Source organism: Stenotrophomonas sp. AS012628, assembly GCF_010608305.1.
GTDB classification, from domain to species: domain Bacteria; phylum Pseudomonadota; class Gammaproteobacteria; order Xanthomonadales; family Xanthomonadaceae; genus Stenotrophomonas; species Stenotrophomonas geniculata.
Genome location: NZ_VMBJ01000008.1, coordinates 76440 through 93384, shown reverse-complemented (window position 1 = coordinate 93384; position 16945 = coordinate 76440). Strand labels below are relative to the sequence as shown.

Sequence of the window (16945 nt, the reverse complement as noted above, 5' to 3'; positions counted from 1 at the left end):
AAGGTTGGCACCTACCGGGTGAGGGATGTGCCAACCAACGGCTGGCACCTACCGGGTGAGGCAGGTGCCGACCGTTGGTCGGCACACCTTTCAATACTGCTTCTTCGTCCGCTTGGCCGGCTTGCCGCGCTCCGGCAGTGGCGGCAGGCCCTCGCCTTCGTCCTCGCCCTTGTGCTCGACCAGGCGGAAGTCGATCTTGCGTTCTTCCATGCTGGCCTTCAGCACCAGGATCCGCACGCGATCGCCCAGACGGTAGCTGCTGCCGCGGCGCTCGCCGGTCAGCGTCTTGCGGGTCGCGTCGAACTTGTAATAGTCCTGCGGCAGCTGGGTCACGTGCACCAGGCCCTGCACTTTCGACTCATCCAGCTCGACGAACAGGCCGAAGCTGGTCACGCCGCTGATCACGCCATCGAACTGGCCACCCACGTGCTTTTCCATCCACGCCGCGCGGTAGCGCTCGTCGACCTCGCGCTCGGCTTCATCGGCACGGCGCTCACGCTCGGAGCACTGCAGCGCCAGCGCAGCCATTTCGCGCGCGTTGTAGGTGAACTTGTCCAACGGCTTGCCGGACAGCGCATGCTTGATCGCGCGGTGCACCAGCAGGTCGGGATAGCGACGGATCGGCGAGGTGAAGTGCGCGTACGCCTCCAGCGCCAGGCCGAAGTGGCCGTGGTTCTCCGGGCTGTAGATCGCCAGGCTCTGGCTGCGCAGCAGCACCGATTCCAGCAGCGTGGCATCGGGGCGGTCGCGGATCTTCTTCAGCAGCTTGGTGTAGTCACCCGGGCGCACCTTGGACCACGGCGGCAGGCTCAGCTTGAACTCCTTGAGGAATTCCAGCAGGTCGGCGTACTTGGTCTCCGGCGGCTTCTCGTGGATGCGGTACGGGGCCGGCACGTGGCGCGACAGCAGGTACTTCGCTGCCTCGACGTTGGCCGCGATCATGCATTCCTCGATCAGCTTGTGCGCGTCGTTGCGCACCAGCATGCCGGCCTGGGTCACTTCACCGCGGTTGTCCAGCACGAAGCGTACTTCACTGCTTTCGAACTCGATGGCACCGCGCTTGGCGCGTGCCTTGGACAGCACCTTGTACAGCTGGTGCAGGCGCTGCACCTGCGGCAGCAGGTCAGCCATCCAGGCCTTGGTATCGGCATCGTCCTCGCCCACCGCCTTCCACACCTGGGTATAGGTCAGGCGCGCGTGCGAGTTCATCACCGCCTCGTAGAAGCGCGAATGCGTCACCAGGCCGTCGCGGTCGATCTGCATGTCGCAGACGAAGCACATGCGGTCGACCTTCGGCATCAACGAACAGATGCCGTTGGAGAGCGTCTCCGGCAGCATCGGCACCACGAAGCCGGGGAAGTAGACCGAAGTCGCACGCTTCTGCGCTTCCTCGTCCAGCGGCGTGCCGGGACGGACGTAGTTCGAAACATCGGCAATCGCCACCACCAGGCGGAAACCGTCGGCATTCGGCTCGCAGTACACCGCGTCGTCGAAGTCCTTGGCATCTTCACCGTCGATGGTGACCAGCGGCGTGCTGCGCAGATCGACACGGTCGCCGATCATCGCCGGTTCAACCACCATCGGCACCGAGGCGGCTTCGTCCAGCACCTCCTGCGGGAACTCGAACGGCAGCTCGTGGCCGTGGATGGCGGTCTCCACCACCAGCGATGCGGTCAGCTTGTCGCCGAGCACGGCGATGATGCGGCCGATCGGCGGGCGGCGGCTGTCCGGCGCCTGGGTAAGTTCGCAGACCACCAGCTGGCCATCGCGCGCGCCACCGGTCTGGTCCGGCGGTACCTGCACGTTGCGCTGGATGCGCTTGTCATCGGGCACCACGTAATTGATGCCCATTTCAATGCTGAAGCGACCGATCAGGCGGGTCATGCCGCGTTCGAGCACGCGCGCAATGCTGCCTTCGCGACGGCCACGGTGGTCGATGCCGGTCACGCGGGCCAGCACCTTGTCACCGTGCATGACCTTGCGCATTTCATACGGGGGCAGGAACAGGTCGTCGCCCCCCTCGACCGGGCGCAGGAAGCCGAACCCTTCCGGGTTGGCGATCACCACGCCGGTGACCAGGTTCAGGGTCTGGATCGGGGCGAAGCCGCCACGGCGGTTCTGCACCAGCTGGCCATCACGGACCATGGCACCGAGCCGGCGCGACAGCGCTTCGGCACGATCGGGTGCGGTCAGGCCCAGGCGTGCGCCCAGTTCCTCGGCGGTCTGCGGCCCTTCGCAGCGCTCCAGCAGGGCCAGGATGGCCTCGCGGCTGGCGATGGGCTGTTCGTATTTCTCCGCTTCACGCGCGGCATAGGGATCGTCGATCACCTTGCCGGTCGGCGGCAGCTTGCGGCCCGGGGTCGGGCCTGGCGCGTCGGTATTGCGGACCTTGCGGCCACGCGGTGGTGCGCCGCCTTCATTCAATTCGGGGAACCAGCCCGGCAACGGCTTGCCCGGCTTGGTGGTGCGGGCTGCGCCCGCCTTGGCGCCCTTCTTCGGGCCCTGGCTGCGGGAGGTGCTCCCGCCCTTGCTTGGTTTTTTGGTAGTCATCGCCCTACATGGTAGCCGTTGACGGCGTGCAGAACGGGTCAGTGGCCGTCTTGAAGGCCTTGCGTGAAAAATATTCAGGAAGTCGTTGACAGCCTGCGGATTCATCTTCACAATTGCGCCTCTGGAACGCCCAGGTGGCGGAATTGGTAGACGCACTAGTTTCAGGTACTAGCGGGTAAAACCGTGGAGGTTCGAGTCCTCTCCTGGGCACCAACGAAAAAACTCCTCGCTTCGGCGGGGATTTTTTTTGCCTGTAATCCGGCCCTGAGGCTCGGCCCTGATTCCTCCAGGAAGGAACTCCGACCGGTAATCGCAATGATCTTCACAAGGGTGTTGACACCCCCGTCACAACACCCCATAATCTCGCTCCTCGACGCCCAGGTGGCGGAATTGGTAGACGCACTAGTTTCAGGTACTAGCGGGTAAAACCGTGGAGGTTCGAGTCCTCTCCTGGGCACCACGTCGAGAATGAGAAAAACCCGCGAAAGCGGGTTTTTTCATGCCCGGAATCCGGCACTGCGGCCACCGGCATCAGAACAGCGGCCGCAACACCAGCTCCAGCCCAAGCAGCAGCAGGAACCCGAGGAAACAGGCGCGGAACACCCGTGCGCTGATGCGCTGCCGGATCACCTGCCCCAGCCACATGCCCAGCAATGCCGGCAGCACCGCCAACGCACTCAGCCCCAGCTGCTGGATGCCGAATGCGCCATGCAGCACCAGGCCGGTGGTCAGCGAAATCGTCGACACAGTGAAGGCCAGCCCCAACGCCTGCACCAGCTCCTCGCGCTGCAATCCCAGCGACTGCAGATACGGTACCGCCGGCATCACGAACACGCCGGTGGCGCCGGTCACCACGCCCGACAATGCCCCCACCAGCGGCCCCAGCCAACGCTCGCGCCGCTGCGGCACGCGAAACACCGGTGCAAGCAGGGCATAGACGGCATAGACCACCAGCGCCACTCCCAGCGCAACGCGCGACCAGGTGCGATCGACCCGCACCAGCAGCGCCGCCGAACCCAGTGTCACCGCCACCACCGCCAGCATCATCGGCCACAGGCGCCGCACGATGGGGCCCAGCGACGGCCCGGACAACAGCTGCCACGCGTTGGTGACAAAAGTGGGGATGAACAGCATCGATGCCGCCGCCACCGGCGACAACGCGCCACCGAGCAGCCCCATCGCCACCGTCGGCAACCCCATGCCGGTCACGCCCTTGACCACGCCAGCCAGCACGAACACCACCACCAGCAGCGCGTAGAAGTACATCGATTCATTCATGCCTTCATTGGATCGGGCCGTCGCCCGGCGCACAATGCGGTCTTCCCGGCCCACCCTTCGGCTGATCCGAAGGCTCGGGCGTTGCGATGAGGGCATGACATGCGGATGGATATCGCCGACCTGCGCCTGTTCCTGGCGATTGCCGAGGCGGGCAGCATCACGGCCGGCGCGGCGCAGGCGAACCTGGCCCTGGCCTCGGCCAGCGAACGCCTGCGCACGATCGAAGCCGATGCCGGCACCGTGCTGCTGAACCGCCATCCGCGTGGCGTCAGCCTGACTGAAGCCGGCGCCGCCCTCGCCCACCATGCACGCCTGATCCTGCAGCAGCAGGCGCAGCTGCGCGGCGAACTGCAGGCATTCGCGCATGGCGCGCGCGGTACCCTGCATCTGTATGCCAATACCGCTGCGCTGACCAACTACCTGCCCTCGCGGCTGGCACCGTGGCTGGCCGAACGCCCACGCCTGCACGTGGAACTGCTGGAGCGCACCAGCCCCGAAGTCGTGCGTGCGATCAGCGCTGGCCAGGCCGAGGCCGGCATCATCAGTGATGCGGTCGACGCTGCCGGCCTGCAGCAGCATGTGGTGGCCGAAGATCCACTGGTGATGCTGCTGCCCGCAGACCATCGCCTCGCATCGCGGCGCAGCCTGGCCTTCGCCGATGTTGCCGGCGAGACTTTCGTCGCCCTGGCCGATGGCAATGCACTGCAGACCTACATCGAGGACCAGGCACGCGACATCGGGCGGCGCCTGGACGTGCGCATCCGCATGAAGACCTTCGAAGGGGTGTGCATCATGGTCGGCCACGACATTGGTATCGGCATCGTGCCGCGGACCATCGCCCGCCAGCATCGGCGCAGCACGCATACCGTCGCCGTACCGCTCGCCGATGCGTGGGCACAGCGCCGCCTGTGCGCCTGTTTTGCCGAGTGGGCGCAGTTGTCATCGGCAATGCGCAGCCTGCTGCTTCACCTGGACGTGCAGCCGCAGAAAGAGCTGTGAAATGTTGTTGACACATCCTCTGCCGTACCGCACAATTCATCTCCTGAGTCGCCCAGGTGGCGGAATTGGTAGACGCACTAGTTTCAGGTACTAGCGGGTAAAACCGTGGAGGTTCGAGTCCTCTCCTGGGCACCACGACTCAAGATGATCAAACCCGCGAAAGCGGGTTTTTTCGTTTCCGGGGTTTGGCGAGCGTGGCATCGCATCTACCGCTCGAACTGTCGTATCTCGCACCACCCAGGCGTCACCCGCTGGTGCATACCCCCTCCGGGCGCGTCGTCACCAAACCCTGAACGGCCTCCTTTTGGGTCGCATTTCACGTTACGCGTTCAATTCGTAATTTTCCTAGTCGGAGATCTACCCGATTCCTTTTCGGTGGAAGGCAGCTTTACGGGAGCCGGTTGCAGGTCTATCGCCACGACCTGACCAGCGCCCTCCCTTTCCCCAAAGGACGCCCCTATGCAGCGCAACATCATCTGCCCTCACTGCCACACCGGCTCGAACCACGGCGTACGCGTATGCGTGGGATGCCAGGCCGAGGTCCACTACGGCGCATCGAAGGAGGCCGTAATGTTCGTCTTTGTCGCCGCCATCATCTGCGGCGCACTGGTCGGCAGCCGATTGCAGGCCACTACCGGCTGGATCACGTGCGGCGCCGTACTTGTGGCGGGAATGTGGGCCGTTTCCCGATTGTTCCGTGATCGGGTGGTGTTCAAGCGCATCTATCGCACGCGCTGAACCTGCGCCGCTGCACTCCCCCAACGGCAGGGCCCGTGCGCCCCGCGTTGCACAAACAAGAACCCCGCCTTGCGGCGGGGTCAAAATACAGCACGTGTTTCCAGGGAGTTTTCAGTGCCCGCCGCCGGCGGCCGCACCTGCGCCTGCGCCGAACGGCGGTTTGGCCAGCCACAGGAACGCGATGATCGCCAGGAAGATCCAGCCCAGCAGGAAGAAGATGTCGTTGAAGCCCATCTGCGATGCCTGGTGGTTGATCATGTTGTTCAGTACCGCGGCACCATGTTGCAGGTCGCCCTGCCCCATCGCCGTCACCTGGTCCTGCATGCCCGGCTGATAGACCGAGATGTGCTCGGTCAGGTCAGCATGGTGCACCTGGGTGCGCCGCGCCCACAGCCACGTCGTCAGCGACGCCGCGAAACTGCCGCCCAGCGTACGCAGGAAGGTGGCCAGGCCGGAGCCCGCCGCGATCTCGCGCCCATCCAGGTCCGACAGCAGGATCTGCAGCACCGGCATGAAGAACAGCGCGACGCCGATGCCCATGATCAACTGCACGCCGGCCACGTGGGTGTAGTCCACCTGCAGGTTGAAGTTCGAACGCAGGAAACTGGTCATCGACAACACGATGAACGCGACCGTGGCCAGCATGCGCATGTCGAAGCGCGATGCGTACTTGCCCACGAACGGGGTCATGATCACCGGCAGGATGCCGATCGGCGCCGTCGCCAGGCCCGCCCAGATCGCGGTGTAACCCATGTCACGCTGCAGCCACTGCGGAATCAGCAGGGCCACGCTGAAGAACGCCGCGTACGCCACCACCATCGCCAGCGTACCGGCGCGGAAGTTGCGATGCCGGAACAGCTTCAGGTCGACGATCGGATCCTTGTCGGTCAGTTCCCAGATCAGGAACACCGTCAGCGTGACCACAGCCACACACGCCAGCACCACGATCTTCATCGACGAGAACCAGTCCTCGTCATTGCCCAGGTCGAGCACCAGCTGCAGCGCACCGACACCGATCACCAGGGTGACCAGGCCGACATAGTCCATCTTCGGCTTCTCGATGTGCTCCGGGCGCCCCTTCAACTGGTTGCCCACCACCAGCGCGGCAAAGATGCCCAGCGGCACATTGATCAGGAAGATCCATTCCCAGCTGTAGTTGTCGGTGATCCAGCCACCGAGGATGGGGCCGCAGATCGGCGCAACCACCGTGATCATCGCCAGCAGCGCCAATGCCTGCCCACGTTTCTCACGCGGGTAGATCGAGACCAGCAGCGACTGCGTGATCGGGTACATCGGGCCGGCCACGAAGCCTTGCAGCGCACGCGACAGCACCAGCATGCCCATGCTCTGGGCCAGGCCGCACAGCAGCGAGGTGATGACGAAGGCCAGCGTGGCCCAGACGAACAGCTTGCGTTCGCCGAAGCGGCGGCTGAGCCAGCCGGTCAGCGGCAGCGCGATGGCCGTGCTGACCGCGAACGAGGTGATGACCCAGGTGGCCTGCTGCGAACTGGCGCCAAGATTACCGGCGATGGTCGGCAGCGAGACGTTGGCGATGGTGGTATCGAGCACCTGCATGAACGACGCCATCGCCAGGCCCACGGTGCACAGGGCGACACTGGGCGGCAGGAACCCGGAGGCCGCACCCGGCGCCGCCGGTGCGCCCGGAGCGCCGGGCGCGGCTGGAGCTTGTGCGGACATGGCGACCTCAGCCCACCTTCGCCTGCTGCTGCGGCAGGTTGCCCTGGATGATCGTATGGATCACCTCGTCGGCATCATGCAGCTGCTTGGCATACACGTCGGTGTCGAACACCGTGCCCTTGGCCGGAGTGCTTGGCAGCACTTCGCCCTTCTGGTCACGCAGGCTCACTTCGGCCTTCATCGACAGGCCGATGCGCAGCGGGTGTTCGGCCAGCTGCTTGGCATCGATGGCGATGCGGACCGGCACGCGCTGCACGATCTTGATCCAGTTGCCGCTGGCGTTCTGCGCCGGCAGCAGCGAGAACGCCGAGCCGGTGCCCAGGCCCAGGCTCTGGATGCGACCCTTGTACTTCACGTCACCGGCGTACAGGTCCGACTTCAGCTCCACTTCCTGGCCCAGGCGCATGTGGCGCAGCTGGGTTTCCTTGAAGTTGGCCTCGACCCACATCTGCTCGGTCGGCACTACCGCCATCAGCGCGTTGCCCGGCTGCACGCGCTGGCCGACCTGCACCGAACGACGGGCAACGTAGCCGGTGACCGGCGCGACGATGCCGGCGCGGGCGTTGTTGAGGAAGGCCTGGCGCAGCTGCGCGGCGGCCGCCTGCACGTCCGGCTGGGTGGCGATCACGGTGTCGTCGACCAGCGCGCGGTTGCGCTCGACGGTCTCGCGCGAACCGGCCACGGCGGCTTCGGCAGCGGCCAGCTCGTCACGGGCGTGGGCCAGTTCTTCATTGGAAATGGCGCCGGTGGCGGCCAGGTCCTTGCGGCGGGCGAAGTCGTCGCGCACGCGCTTCAGGGTCACCTGGCGGGCGTTCAAGTCCGCCTGCGCACCTTCCACGCTGCGGTACAGGCCACGGGTCTGGCGCACGGTCTTGGCCAGGTTGGCTTCGGCCTGCTGCAGCGCCACCGATGTATCGGACGGGTCCAGCTGCACCAGCAGCTGGCCGCGCTCCACGCGCATGCCGTCATCGGCGTTGATGGCGACCACGGTACCGGCCACCAGCGGGGTGATCTGTACCTGGTTGCCCTGCACGTAGGCGTCGTCGGTCTCTTCGAACCAACGGCCGAACATGAAGTACCACAGCGCCAGTGCGGCAAGCAGCAGCACGACGATCACGAACAGGCCGCGCAGCAGGTTGCCGCGGCGGTTGGAGGCGGCCGGGGCCGCGGTGTCTTGGGTCTGGCTCATGGCGGAAGTCTTCAGGAATGCGAGGAATCGGAATGGGAGGCGATCGGTGCGCGGTCGGCGTCAGCGGGCTGGAAACCACCGCCCAGCGCCTTGCTCAGGCGCACCGAGGTCTGCACCTGCTGCGACTGCAGGCCGGCCAGCTGCTGCTGCGACTGCAACAGCGTGGACTGCGCGGTCAGCACGTCCAGGTAGCTGCCGATGCCGGCGCGGTAGCGCTGCTGGGCCAGGTCGAAGGCCGAGCGTGCGGTGTCCACGGCCTGCTGCTGCGAATGCGCCTGCTGCGCCAGCGAGCGCACCGCGTTGACCTGGTCGGCCACGTCGCGCAGCGCATCGAGCACGGTCTGGTTGTAGTTGGCCACCGCCAGGTCGTACTGCGCATCGGTGTTGGCCAGGTTGGCGCGCAGCTTGCCGCCTTCGAAGATCGGCAGGCTCAGCGCCGGGCCGATGTAGGCGAAGGTGGAACTGCTCTTCAGCAGGTCACCCACGTTCGGGGCGACCACGCCGGCCAGCGCGGTCAGGTTGAAGCTCGGGTAGAACTTGGTCTTTGCCACCTTGATCTGCTTGTCGGCCGCTTCCACGCGCCAGCGTGCGGCAACGATGTCGGGGCGACGGCCCAGCAGTTCGCTGGGCAGCACGCCCGGCAGCTGCAGCGCCACCGGGTTCAGCGGCTGCGGGCGCTGGATCGACAGGCCGCGGTCCGGGCCCTTGCCGACCAGCGCGGCCAGTGCGGTGCGGGCGGCATCGATGCGCTGCTGCGCGGCCTGCACCTGCTGCTGTGCGGCCGGTACCCGGGCCTCAGCCTGGCGCACCTGCAGGTCGCTGTCGATGCCGGCGCTGCGGCGCTGGCGGGTCAGCTCCAGCGATTTCTGCGAGCGGGCCAGTTCTTCTTCGGCCACATCATTGAGCTGCCACGCATAGGCGAGGTCGGCATAAGCCTGGGTGATGCCGGTGGACAGGCTCAGGCGTGCGGCCTGCGCCTCGACGGTGGCGGCATGCGCACCGTCCACGGCGGCTTCCCAAGCAGCGCGCTTGCCGCCCCACAGGTCCACGCCGTAGCTGAAGTCGAAGGCGACCTGGCTGCTGCCGCCGTAGCGGCCGCCCATCTCGCTGCCGACCATCGACTCGGGCAGGCGCAGGCCGGTGTAGCCACCGGACACCGACAGGCTGGGCAGTTCATCGGCACGTGCGGTGCCGACCTGGGCCTGGGCCTGGCGCAGACGCGCGTCGGCGGCGTCCAGGCTCGGGTGGCCGGCCAGGCCCTCGGCAACCAGCGCGTCCAGCTGCGCATCGCCCAGCGCCTTCCACCAGTCCTGCGCCGGGAAGCCGGTGGCGCTCAGGTCGGTGTCGGCCAAGGTGCGTTCGCTGTGCAGGCTGTCCACGTCAAGCACGTGGCCCTGCGGGTTGAGGCCACGACTGCTGGCGCAGGCGGCCAGGGCCAGGGCCAGCGCTGACACCAGCAGCGCGCGCCCGGACCGGCGGAGAGTGGAATGCGGGATCGGGTTCATGGGGTCGTCAGGGAATCGCGGATTCGGGTAAGGAGGGACAGCAGCAGCGTGCGCTCGTCGGCGGAAAGATCACGCAGGGCGTAATCCATCACTGCGTCGCCACGCAGCTTCAGCCGCGCCCACAGCGCGCGGCCTTCATCGGTCAGTACGATCTGCAGCGCCCGCCGATCCTGTGCATGCGGCTCGCGGCGGACGCAGCCCAGCGCCTCCAGCTTGTCCAACAGGCGGGTCACCGCACTGGGCACCTGGTCGATGGCCTGGGCCAGCTCGTTGGCCGTGCACGGGGCCATGTTGGAAAGCACCTTCAACCCGATGTAGTGGGTGAAACCGATACCCAGGTCTTCTTCAGCCATGGATGCGTCGAGTTGACGGACCAGGCCGTCGCGCACCTGGCGCAGCAGCAGGCCGAAGCTGGGGGGAGTGGTTGCAGGACAGATCATGGGGGAGCATTCTCTTCCAAAAAAAATATTTCTCAATGGAAATATTCGATCTGGCATCGAATGCTGTGTTGCAGCAGTGGGCTGGATCAATGAAGGCGCCTACCTTAATGATCTGGTCAGGTGGCCCGGTAGTACAATTCAGCCAATGGATGACACATTTCAGCCAGCGGATATGATGAACAAGGCAGAAATTCCCCCTCCCAAGCGCCTGCTCAGGGACGACGCACTGGACTGGTTCGAGCGCAATGACGGGCCACCGGCTGTCGCCTTCCGCTTCGACAGCCCGCAGGGATTGGTCCGAGAAGTGGATTGGCATCATCACCAGCGCGCGCAGCTGATCTGCGTGGAGCGCGGCCTGTTGACCACCCGGACCTCGCACGGGACATGGTCACTGGCGCCTGGCTCGGCCGGCTGGATGCCGCCGCTGGAGCCACATACGGTCACCCTCGACGGCCCGCTGCGCGGCTGGGGCATGGCACTGGCCGCGCCGGCCTGCGCCACCCTGCCTGCCGATCCCTGCGTGCTGGGCCTGTCCAAGCTGGCGCAGGCGCTGGCCGACCGCATCTGCGAATGGCCGCTGGGCTATGACACCACACCCGAGCGCCAGCACATCATCGAGGTACTGCTGGACGAGATCCGCACCGCGCCGCGCCAGCGCATGCATCTACCGATGCCGCACGACCGGCGCCTGCTGAAGATCGCCTCGCAGCTGCTGGCCGACCCCTCCGACGAGCGCAGCCTGGCCGAATGGGCGCATTGGGCCGGCCTGTCGCCGCGCAGCCTGACCCGTCACTTCCGCGACGAGACCACGCTCAGCTTCGCCCAGTGGCGGCAGCAGGCCCGCTTGTCCGAGGCCCTGCGCCAGCTGACCGACGGCCGCAGCGTGGCCGACATCGCCCACGCGCTGGGCTTCAGCAGCGCCAGCGCCTTCGTCACCGTGTTCCGCCGCCACTTCGGGCTGCCGCCGGGGCGCTACCTGGCACGGGCCGGCCACGGCCTGGAAACCGGGCTGGACCCTGCACGCGGCTTGGCATCCCCCGCCGCATCCGGATAATCACAGGATTGCGAGCGGCGACGCCGTCGCCGCCTCCTGACAACAGGTAACAACGCCGCATGACCGAACTTGCCCGCCCCGTGTTCCACGGATTCGAACAACTGCCGCTGCGCGAGTACGCCGAACGCGCCTACCTCGACTACTCGATGTACGTGGTCCTGGACCGCGCCCTCCCGTTCATCGGCGACGGCCTGAAGCCGGTGCAGCGCCGCATCATCTATTCGATGAGCGAGCTGGGCCTGAACGCCGCGTCCAAGCCGAAGAAGTCCGCGCGCACCGTCGGTGACGTCATCGGTAAGTACCACCCGCACGGCGACAGCGCGTGCTACGAGGCGCTGGTGCTGATGGCCCAGCCGTTCTCGTACCGCTACCCACTGATCGAGGGCCAGGGCAACTTCGGCTCCAGCGACGACCCGAAGTCGTTCGCGGCGATGCGTTACACCGAATCCAAGCTGACCCCGATCGCCGAAGTGCTGCTGGGCGAACTGGGCCAGGGCACCACCGACTGGGCACCGAACTTCGACGGCACCCTGCAGGAACCGACCTGGATGCCGGCGCGGCTGCCGCACCTGCTGCTGAACGGCACCACCGGCATCGCCGTGGGCATGGCCACCGACGTGCCGCCGCACAATCTCAACGAGATCGTCAGCGCGCTGCTGCACCTGCTGGACAACCCCGATGCCAGCGTGCGCGACCTGTGCGAGCACGTGCAGGGCCCGGACTATCCGTCCAGCGCCGAGATCATCACCGCGGCCAATGACCTGCGCAACATCTACGAGACCGGCAACGGCAGCGTGCGCGCACGTGCGACCTTCACCAAGGAAGCGCACAACATCGTGGTCACCGCGCTGCCGTTCCAGGTGTCGCCGTCGAAGGTGATCGAGCAGATCGCCGCACAGATGCGCGCCAAGAAGCTGCCGTGGCTGGAAGACATCCGCGATGAGTCCGACCATGCCAACCCGGTGCGCGTGGTGCTGGTGCCGCGTTCCAACCGTGTCGACGCCGAGCAGCTGATGGGCCACCTGTTCGCCACCACGGACCTGGAGCGCAGCTACCGCGTCAACCTCAATGTGATCGGGCTGGACGGCCGTCCGCAGGTGAAGAACCTGAAGATGCTGCTCAGCGAATGGCTGACCTTCCGCAGCAACACCGTCACCCGCCGCCTGCAGCACCGCCTGCAGAAGGTCGAGCGCCGCCTGCACCTGTTGGAAGGCCTGCTGGTCGCCTTCCTCAACCTGGACGAGGTGATCCACATCATCCGTACCGAAGACGAGCCGAAGGCCGCGCTGATCGCGCGCTTCGGCCTGTCCGAGGAACAGGCCGAGTACATCCTGGAAACCAAGCTGAAGCAGCTGGCCCGCCTGGAGGAAATGAAAATCCGCGGCGAGCAGGATGAACTGGCCAAGGAGCGCGAGAAGATCCTCGGCATCCTCGACAGCAAGGCCAAGCTGAAGAAGCTGATCCGCGATGAACTGACCGCCGACGCCAAGAAGTTCGGCGACGCACGCCGTTCGCCGCTGGTGCAGCGCCAGGCCGCACAGGCCATCGACGAGACCGAGCTGGTGCCGAGCGAGCCGATGACCGTGGTGCTGTCGGAGAAGGGCTGGATCCGTGCCGCCAAGGGCCACGACGTCGATGCGTCCGCCCTCTCCTACCGCGACGGCGACGGGCTGCAGGGCGCGGTGCGTGCGCGCAGCACGCAGCAGGTCGCGTTCCTCGACAGCGAAGGCCGCGCCTACTCGACGCCGGTGCACACCCTGCCCTCCGCACGTGGCAATGGCGAACCGCTGACTGGCCGCTTCTCGCCGGCAGCGGGTACCAGCTTCGTGACCCTGGCCAGTGCCGAGCCGGACACCCGCTTCGTGCTGGCCTCCAGTCATGGCTATGGCTTCGTCACCCGCTTCGAGAACCTGATCGGTCGCAACAAGGCCGGCAAGGCGATGCTGAACCTGTCCGCAGGTTCGTCGGTGCTGACCCCGTCGGTGGTCGCCAATGTCGCCACCGATCGCATCGTGGCAGTGACCAGCTCCGGCAACCTGCTGGCGATCGCCGCCAACGACCTTCCGGAACTGGACAAGGGCAAGGGCAACAAGATCATCGAGATCCCGAAGGCCAAGCTCGCCACCGAACGCGTGGTCGCCATCGTGGCGATCAGCCCGGGGCAGACCCTGCAGGTGCGCAGCGGCCAGCGCACCATGGGCCTGAAGTTCAACGAGCTGGATGCCTACCTCGGCGCCCGCGCCACCCGCGGCCACCTGCTGCCGCGCGGCTGGCAGAAGGTGGAAGGGTTGTCGGTGGAGTAAGGCGCCCGCCTGGTGGGTGTCAACCTCGGTTGACACGCCTTGCCTGACGTCAGACACGAAAAAGCCGGGGCATTCCCCGGCTTTTTCGTTGTCGGCTGGCGGGCGGTGGAGCAGCTGGCTGGCGAAGGCTGGCTGGCGGTGCTCCGGTGCTGGCGGGCGACAGAACTTTGTAGGGTCGAGCCATGCTCGACTCGGATCCAACAGCAGCCGAGCATGGCTCGGCTCTACAGAGAGCGACGTCGGCTCAGTGCGCCGGGGCGCCGTTGCCGTCGATCTTGCTCAGCTGGTACAGCTCCAGGCCGATGCGCTTGATCAGGCCCAGCTGCTGCTCCAGCCACCAGGCGTGGTCTTCCTCGGTGTCCTTCAGCTGCGCCAGCAGGATGTCGCGGCTCACGTAGTCGCCCTTCTCTTCGCACAGCTTCATGCCGGCGGCGAGATTGTTCCGAACCGCGTATTCAGTGTCGAGATCCTTCTGCAGCATCTCTTCCACGGTCTTGCCCGGCTCGGTGGCATGCGGGCGCATGTCCGGGTCGCCGCCCAGGAACAGGATCCGGCGCAGCAGCGCATCGGCGTGCTGGGTTTCCTCTTCCATCTCGTGGTTCAGGCGTTCGTACAGCGCGAACAGGCCCTGGTCCTCGTAGCGGCGGGAATGGATGAAGTACTGGTCGCGGGCTGCAAGCTCGCCGCGCAGCAGTTCCTTCAGGCAGGCGATGACGTCCGGGTTGCCTTTCATGGGGGGCTCCTGTGAATCGATGTGACATAGGGTGCCGCATTTCAAAATACGGTGATCTAATCGGAATCAGTCGCAGTTGCGCCTGCGGCTACAATCGGCCCACGAGTTCGGAAAGGACGTGCGATGCGACGTACATGGCGTTGGGTGCTGGGCGTGTTGATCGCCATCGTGCTGGTCACCGCACTGGTCCTGTGGCTGCTGCTGCGCGGCAGCCTGGCCGATCTGGACGGCGAGCATGCGCTGCCGGGGCTGGCCAAGCCGGTCACCATCGAGCGCGATGCGCTGGGCGTGGTCACCATCACTGCGGGCAGCCAGGCCGACGCGATGCGCGCATTGGGCCGCGTGCATGCGCAGGAACGTTACTTCGAGATGGACCTGATGCGCCGCAGCGCCGCCGGTGAGCTGTCGGCGCTGTTCGGACCGAAGGCCATCGACGCCGACAAACGCATGCGCGTGCATCGGCTGCGCGCGCGCACCGAGGCGAACCTGCAGGCCGCGCTGGGCGACAACGGCGCGGCCGTGCGTGCCTACGTCGACGGTGTCAACGAAGGGCTGGCCGGCCTTTCCGTGCGGCCGTGGGCGTACCTGCTGCTGCGGCAGTCACCGCAACCGTGGCAGGTCAGCGACAGCGTGCTGACCGGTCTGGCCATGTACGCCGACCTGCAGGATCCGAACAACCAGACCGAGCTTGCGCTCAGCCGCATCCGCGCAGTGGTGCCGCCCGCGCTGTACGCGCTGATCGCCCACGACGGCACCGAATGGGATGCACCGCTGTTCGGCGAACCGACCGGCAACGCCACGCTCCCCGATGCCAGCCAGCTGGATCTGCGCACGTTGAAGGGGACGCCAGGCACCGGGCAGGAAGAGGCCGATGTCATCGGCAGCAACAACTTCGCGGTGGCCGGTGCACTCACCGCCGACGGTCGCGCGATCGTCGCCGACGACATGCACCTGGGCCTGCGCGCGCCCGGCCTGTGGTTCCGTGTGCGCCTGCGCTATCCCGACCCGCAGGCCGCGGGCGGCCAGGTCGACGTCACCGGCTTCTCGCTGCCCGGCCTGCCGGCGGTGATCGTCGGCAGCAACGGGCACGTGGCCTGGGGCTTCACCAACAGTTACATCGATACCGCCGATTACCGCACTGAACCGGCCAACGCCGCCGTGACCGTGCATGAAGAACGCATCGCCGTGGCTGGCCAGGCCGACGTGCTGTTCCCGGTGCGCGAAACCGCCTGGGGCCCGATCCTGCATACCCATGCCGATGGCAGTGGCGATGCGCTGCGCTGGGTCGCCCACCTGCCCGGCGCGGTGCGCCTGGACTTCGGTGACCTGGCCCGTGCCGGTGACCTGGACGGTGCCCTGCAGTTCGCCGACCACGCCGGCATCCCCACGCAGAACCTGGTGGTCGGCGACCGCAGCGGACGCATCGCCTGGCGGCTGATCGGCGCCCGCCCGGATCGTGGTCCGGGCTGTGCACCGGCCGGCTTCACCGCCGCCAGCAACCAGGACTGCGCGCCATGGCCAATCCGCAGCGATGCCTCACCGGCATTGATCGATCCCCCCAACCATCGCCTGTGGACCGCCAACGGTCGCGTCCTCGACGGCGAGGCGCTGGCTACCGTCGGCAACGCTGGCTATGACCTTGGCGCGCGCGCGCGGCAGATCCGCGACCTGCTGGCGATCCAGGAGCGCTTCGACGAACACGACCTGCTGGCGATCCAGCTCGACGACCGCGCCGTGTTCCTGCAGCGCTGGTGGGCACTGCTGCATGACGTCATCGAAGGCAGTGACGATCCTGCGCTGAAGCGGTTGAAGTCCGTCAGCCACCAGTGGGGCGGCCGGGCCTCGGCCAGCTCGGTCAGCTACCGGGTGGTGCGCGCGTTCCGCACGCAGGTGATGGATACCTTGTCCGATGCACTGCTGGCCCCGGCCAACGCGCAGCTGGGCGATGACTATCTGGATCCGCGCCTGGCGCAGCTGGAAGGTGTTGCCTGGCCGATGCTGCAGCAGCGCCCCGCCAACCTGTTGCCACCGGCCTACGACAGCTGGGACACGCTGCTGCTTGATGCCGCACGCCGCACCGAGAGCGAGCTGGCCAAGCAGGGCCCGCTGGCCAAGCGCACCTGGGGCGAACGCAACACCGCGGCGCTCTGCCACCCGATCGCACGGGCGTTGCCCGAGGTTGCCAAGCGCTGGCTGTGCATGCCCGCCGACCAGCTGCCCGGCGACCGTGATATGCCGCGGGTGCAGACGCCGAACTTCGGCGCCTCCGAGCGCATGGTGGTCTCGCCCGGCCACGAGGCCGACGGCATCGTGCACATGCCCGGCGGCCAGAGCGGGCACCCGCTGTCGCCGTACTGGGGCGCCGGCCACGAAGACTGGGTGCATGGGCGGCCGACGCCGTTCCTGCCCGGCAAGGCGCAGCACACGATGACGCTGGTGCCAGCGCGCTGACGGCGGC

Annotated in this window: 12 protein-coding genes and 3 tRNA genes; 8 read left to right on the top strand and 7 right to left on the bottom strand. The window is 66.7% G+C overall.

Annotated elements, in window-relative coordinates; genetic code table 11:
• Positions 1-90: 90 nt before the first annotated feature.
• A complete protein-coding gene (rnr, locus tag G5A07_RS06095) occupies positions 91-2550 on the bottom strand; it encodes a ribonuclease R (RefSeq protein WP_191863027.1) in 2460 nt (819 codons plus the stop codon).
• Positions 2551-2678: 128 nt separating this feature from the next.
• On the opposite strand from rnr, the gene G5A07_RS06090 reads away from it, so the two are divergent.
• Positions 2679-2763: transfer RNA gene (locus tag G5A07_RS06090), tRNA-Leu, on the top strand.
• Positions 2764-2925: 162 nt separating this feature from the next.
• A tRNA-Leu gene (locus G5A07_RS06085) sits at positions 2926-3010 on the top strand.
• Between the two features lie 71 nt (positions 3011-3081).
• Here G5A07_RS06085 and G5A07_RS06080 read toward each other — a convergent pair.
• Positions 3082-3828 (bottom strand): sulfite exporter TauE/SafE family protein, encoded by a 747-nt coding sequence (locus G5A07_RS06080; RefSeq protein WP_191863026.1) that lies wholly within the window; start codon positions 3826-3828, stop codon positions 3082-3084.
• A 99-nt stretch (positions 3829-3927) separates the two neighbouring features.
• On the opposite strand from G5A07_RS06080, the gene G5A07_RS06075 reads away from it, so the two are divergent.
• The 3 genes from G5A07_RS06075 (at position 3928) to G5A07_RS06065 (ending at position 5565) form a co-directional block, all read left to right on the top strand.
• On the top strand, positions 3928-4827 hold the full coding sequence (locus G5A07_RS06075; RefSeq protein WP_191863025.1) for a LysR family transcriptional regulator: 900 nt from the start codon (positions 3928-3930) through the stop codon (positions 4825-4827).
• Positions 4828-4877: 50 nt separating this feature from the next.
• Positions 4878-4962: transfer RNA gene (locus tag G5A07_RS06070), tRNA-Leu, on the top strand.
• A 324-nt stretch (positions 4963-5286) separates the two neighbouring features.
• On the top strand, positions 5287-5565 hold the full coding sequence (locus G5A07_RS06065; protein WP_191863024.1) for a hypothetical protein: 279 nt from the start codon (positions 5287-5289) through the stop codon (positions 5563-5565).
• Positions 5566-5676: 111 nt separating this feature from the next.
• Here G5A07_RS06065 and emrB read toward each other — a convergent pair whose 3' ends face one another.
• From emrB to emrR, 4 genes are read right to left on the bottom strand one after another with little or no spacing between them, the layout of a single operon-like run.
• Positions 5677-7263, bottom strand: a complete 1587-nt coding sequence (gene emrB / locus G5A07_RS06060; RefSeq protein WP_054171346.1) for a multidrug efflux MFS transporter permease subunit EmrB — start codon at positions 7261-7263, stop codon at positions 5677-5679.
• 7 nt (positions 7264-7270) lie between these two features.
• A complete protein-coding gene (emrA, locus tag G5A07_RS06055) occupies positions 7271-8452 on the bottom strand; it encodes a multidrug efflux MFS transporter periplasmic adaptor subunit EmrA (RefSeq protein ID WP_053449231.1) in 1182 nt (393 codons plus the stop codon).
• Positions 8453-8463: 11 nt separating this feature from the next.
• Positions 8464-9957, bottom strand: coding sequence for a multidrug efflux transporter outer membrane subunit EmrC (emrC, locus tag G5A07_RS06050; RefSeq protein ID WP_053442751.1), 1494 nt, complete (start codon positions 9955-9957; stop codon positions 8464-8466).
• Positions 9954-10397 carry a multidrug efflux system transcriptional regulator EmrR gene (gene emrR, locus G5A07_RS06045; RefSeq protein WP_005415875.1) on the bottom strand — a complete coding sequence of 148 codons (444 nt, stop codon included), beginning with the start codon at positions 10395-10397 and terminating at the stop codon, positions 9954-9956. The genes emrC and emrR overlap by 4 nt, the downstream gene beginning before the upstream one ends.
• Positions 10398-10569: 172 nt before the next feature.
• Here emrR and G5A07_RS06040 point away from each other — a divergent pair, with 172 nt between their 5' ends.
• The gene (locus G5A07_RS06040) at positions 10570-11451 is read left to right on the top strand and encodes a helix-turn-helix transcriptional regulator (RefSeq protein WP_191863023.1); all 882 of its coding nucleotides are present in this window, start codon (positions 10570-10572) and stop codon (positions 11449-11451) included.
• Positions 11452-11510: 59 nt separating this feature from the next.
• Entirely contained in the window at positions 11511-13754 is a 2244-nt protein-coding gene (gene parC, locus G5A07_RS06035; RefSeq protein WP_057502320.1) for a DNA topoisomerase IV subunit A, read from the top strand.
• A 244-nt stretch (positions 13755-13998) separates the two neighbouring features.
• Here the strand turns inward: parC and bfr are convergent, their stop codons facing one another.
• On the bottom strand, positions 13999-14487 hold the full coding sequence (gene bfr / locus G5A07_RS06030) for a bacterioferritin (protein WP_005408763.1): 489 nt from the start codon (positions 14485-14487) through the stop codon (positions 13999-14001).
• A gap of 123 nt (positions 14488-14610) precedes the next feature.
• Between bfr and G5A07_RS06025 the strand changes: the two genes are divergently transcribed.
• On the top strand, positions 14611-16938 hold the full coding sequence (locus G5A07_RS06025) for a penicillin acylase family protein (protein WP_191863022.1): 2328 nt from the start codon (positions 14611-14613) through the stop codon (positions 16936-16938).
• The last annotated feature ends 7 nt before the right edge of the window (positions 16939-16945 follow it).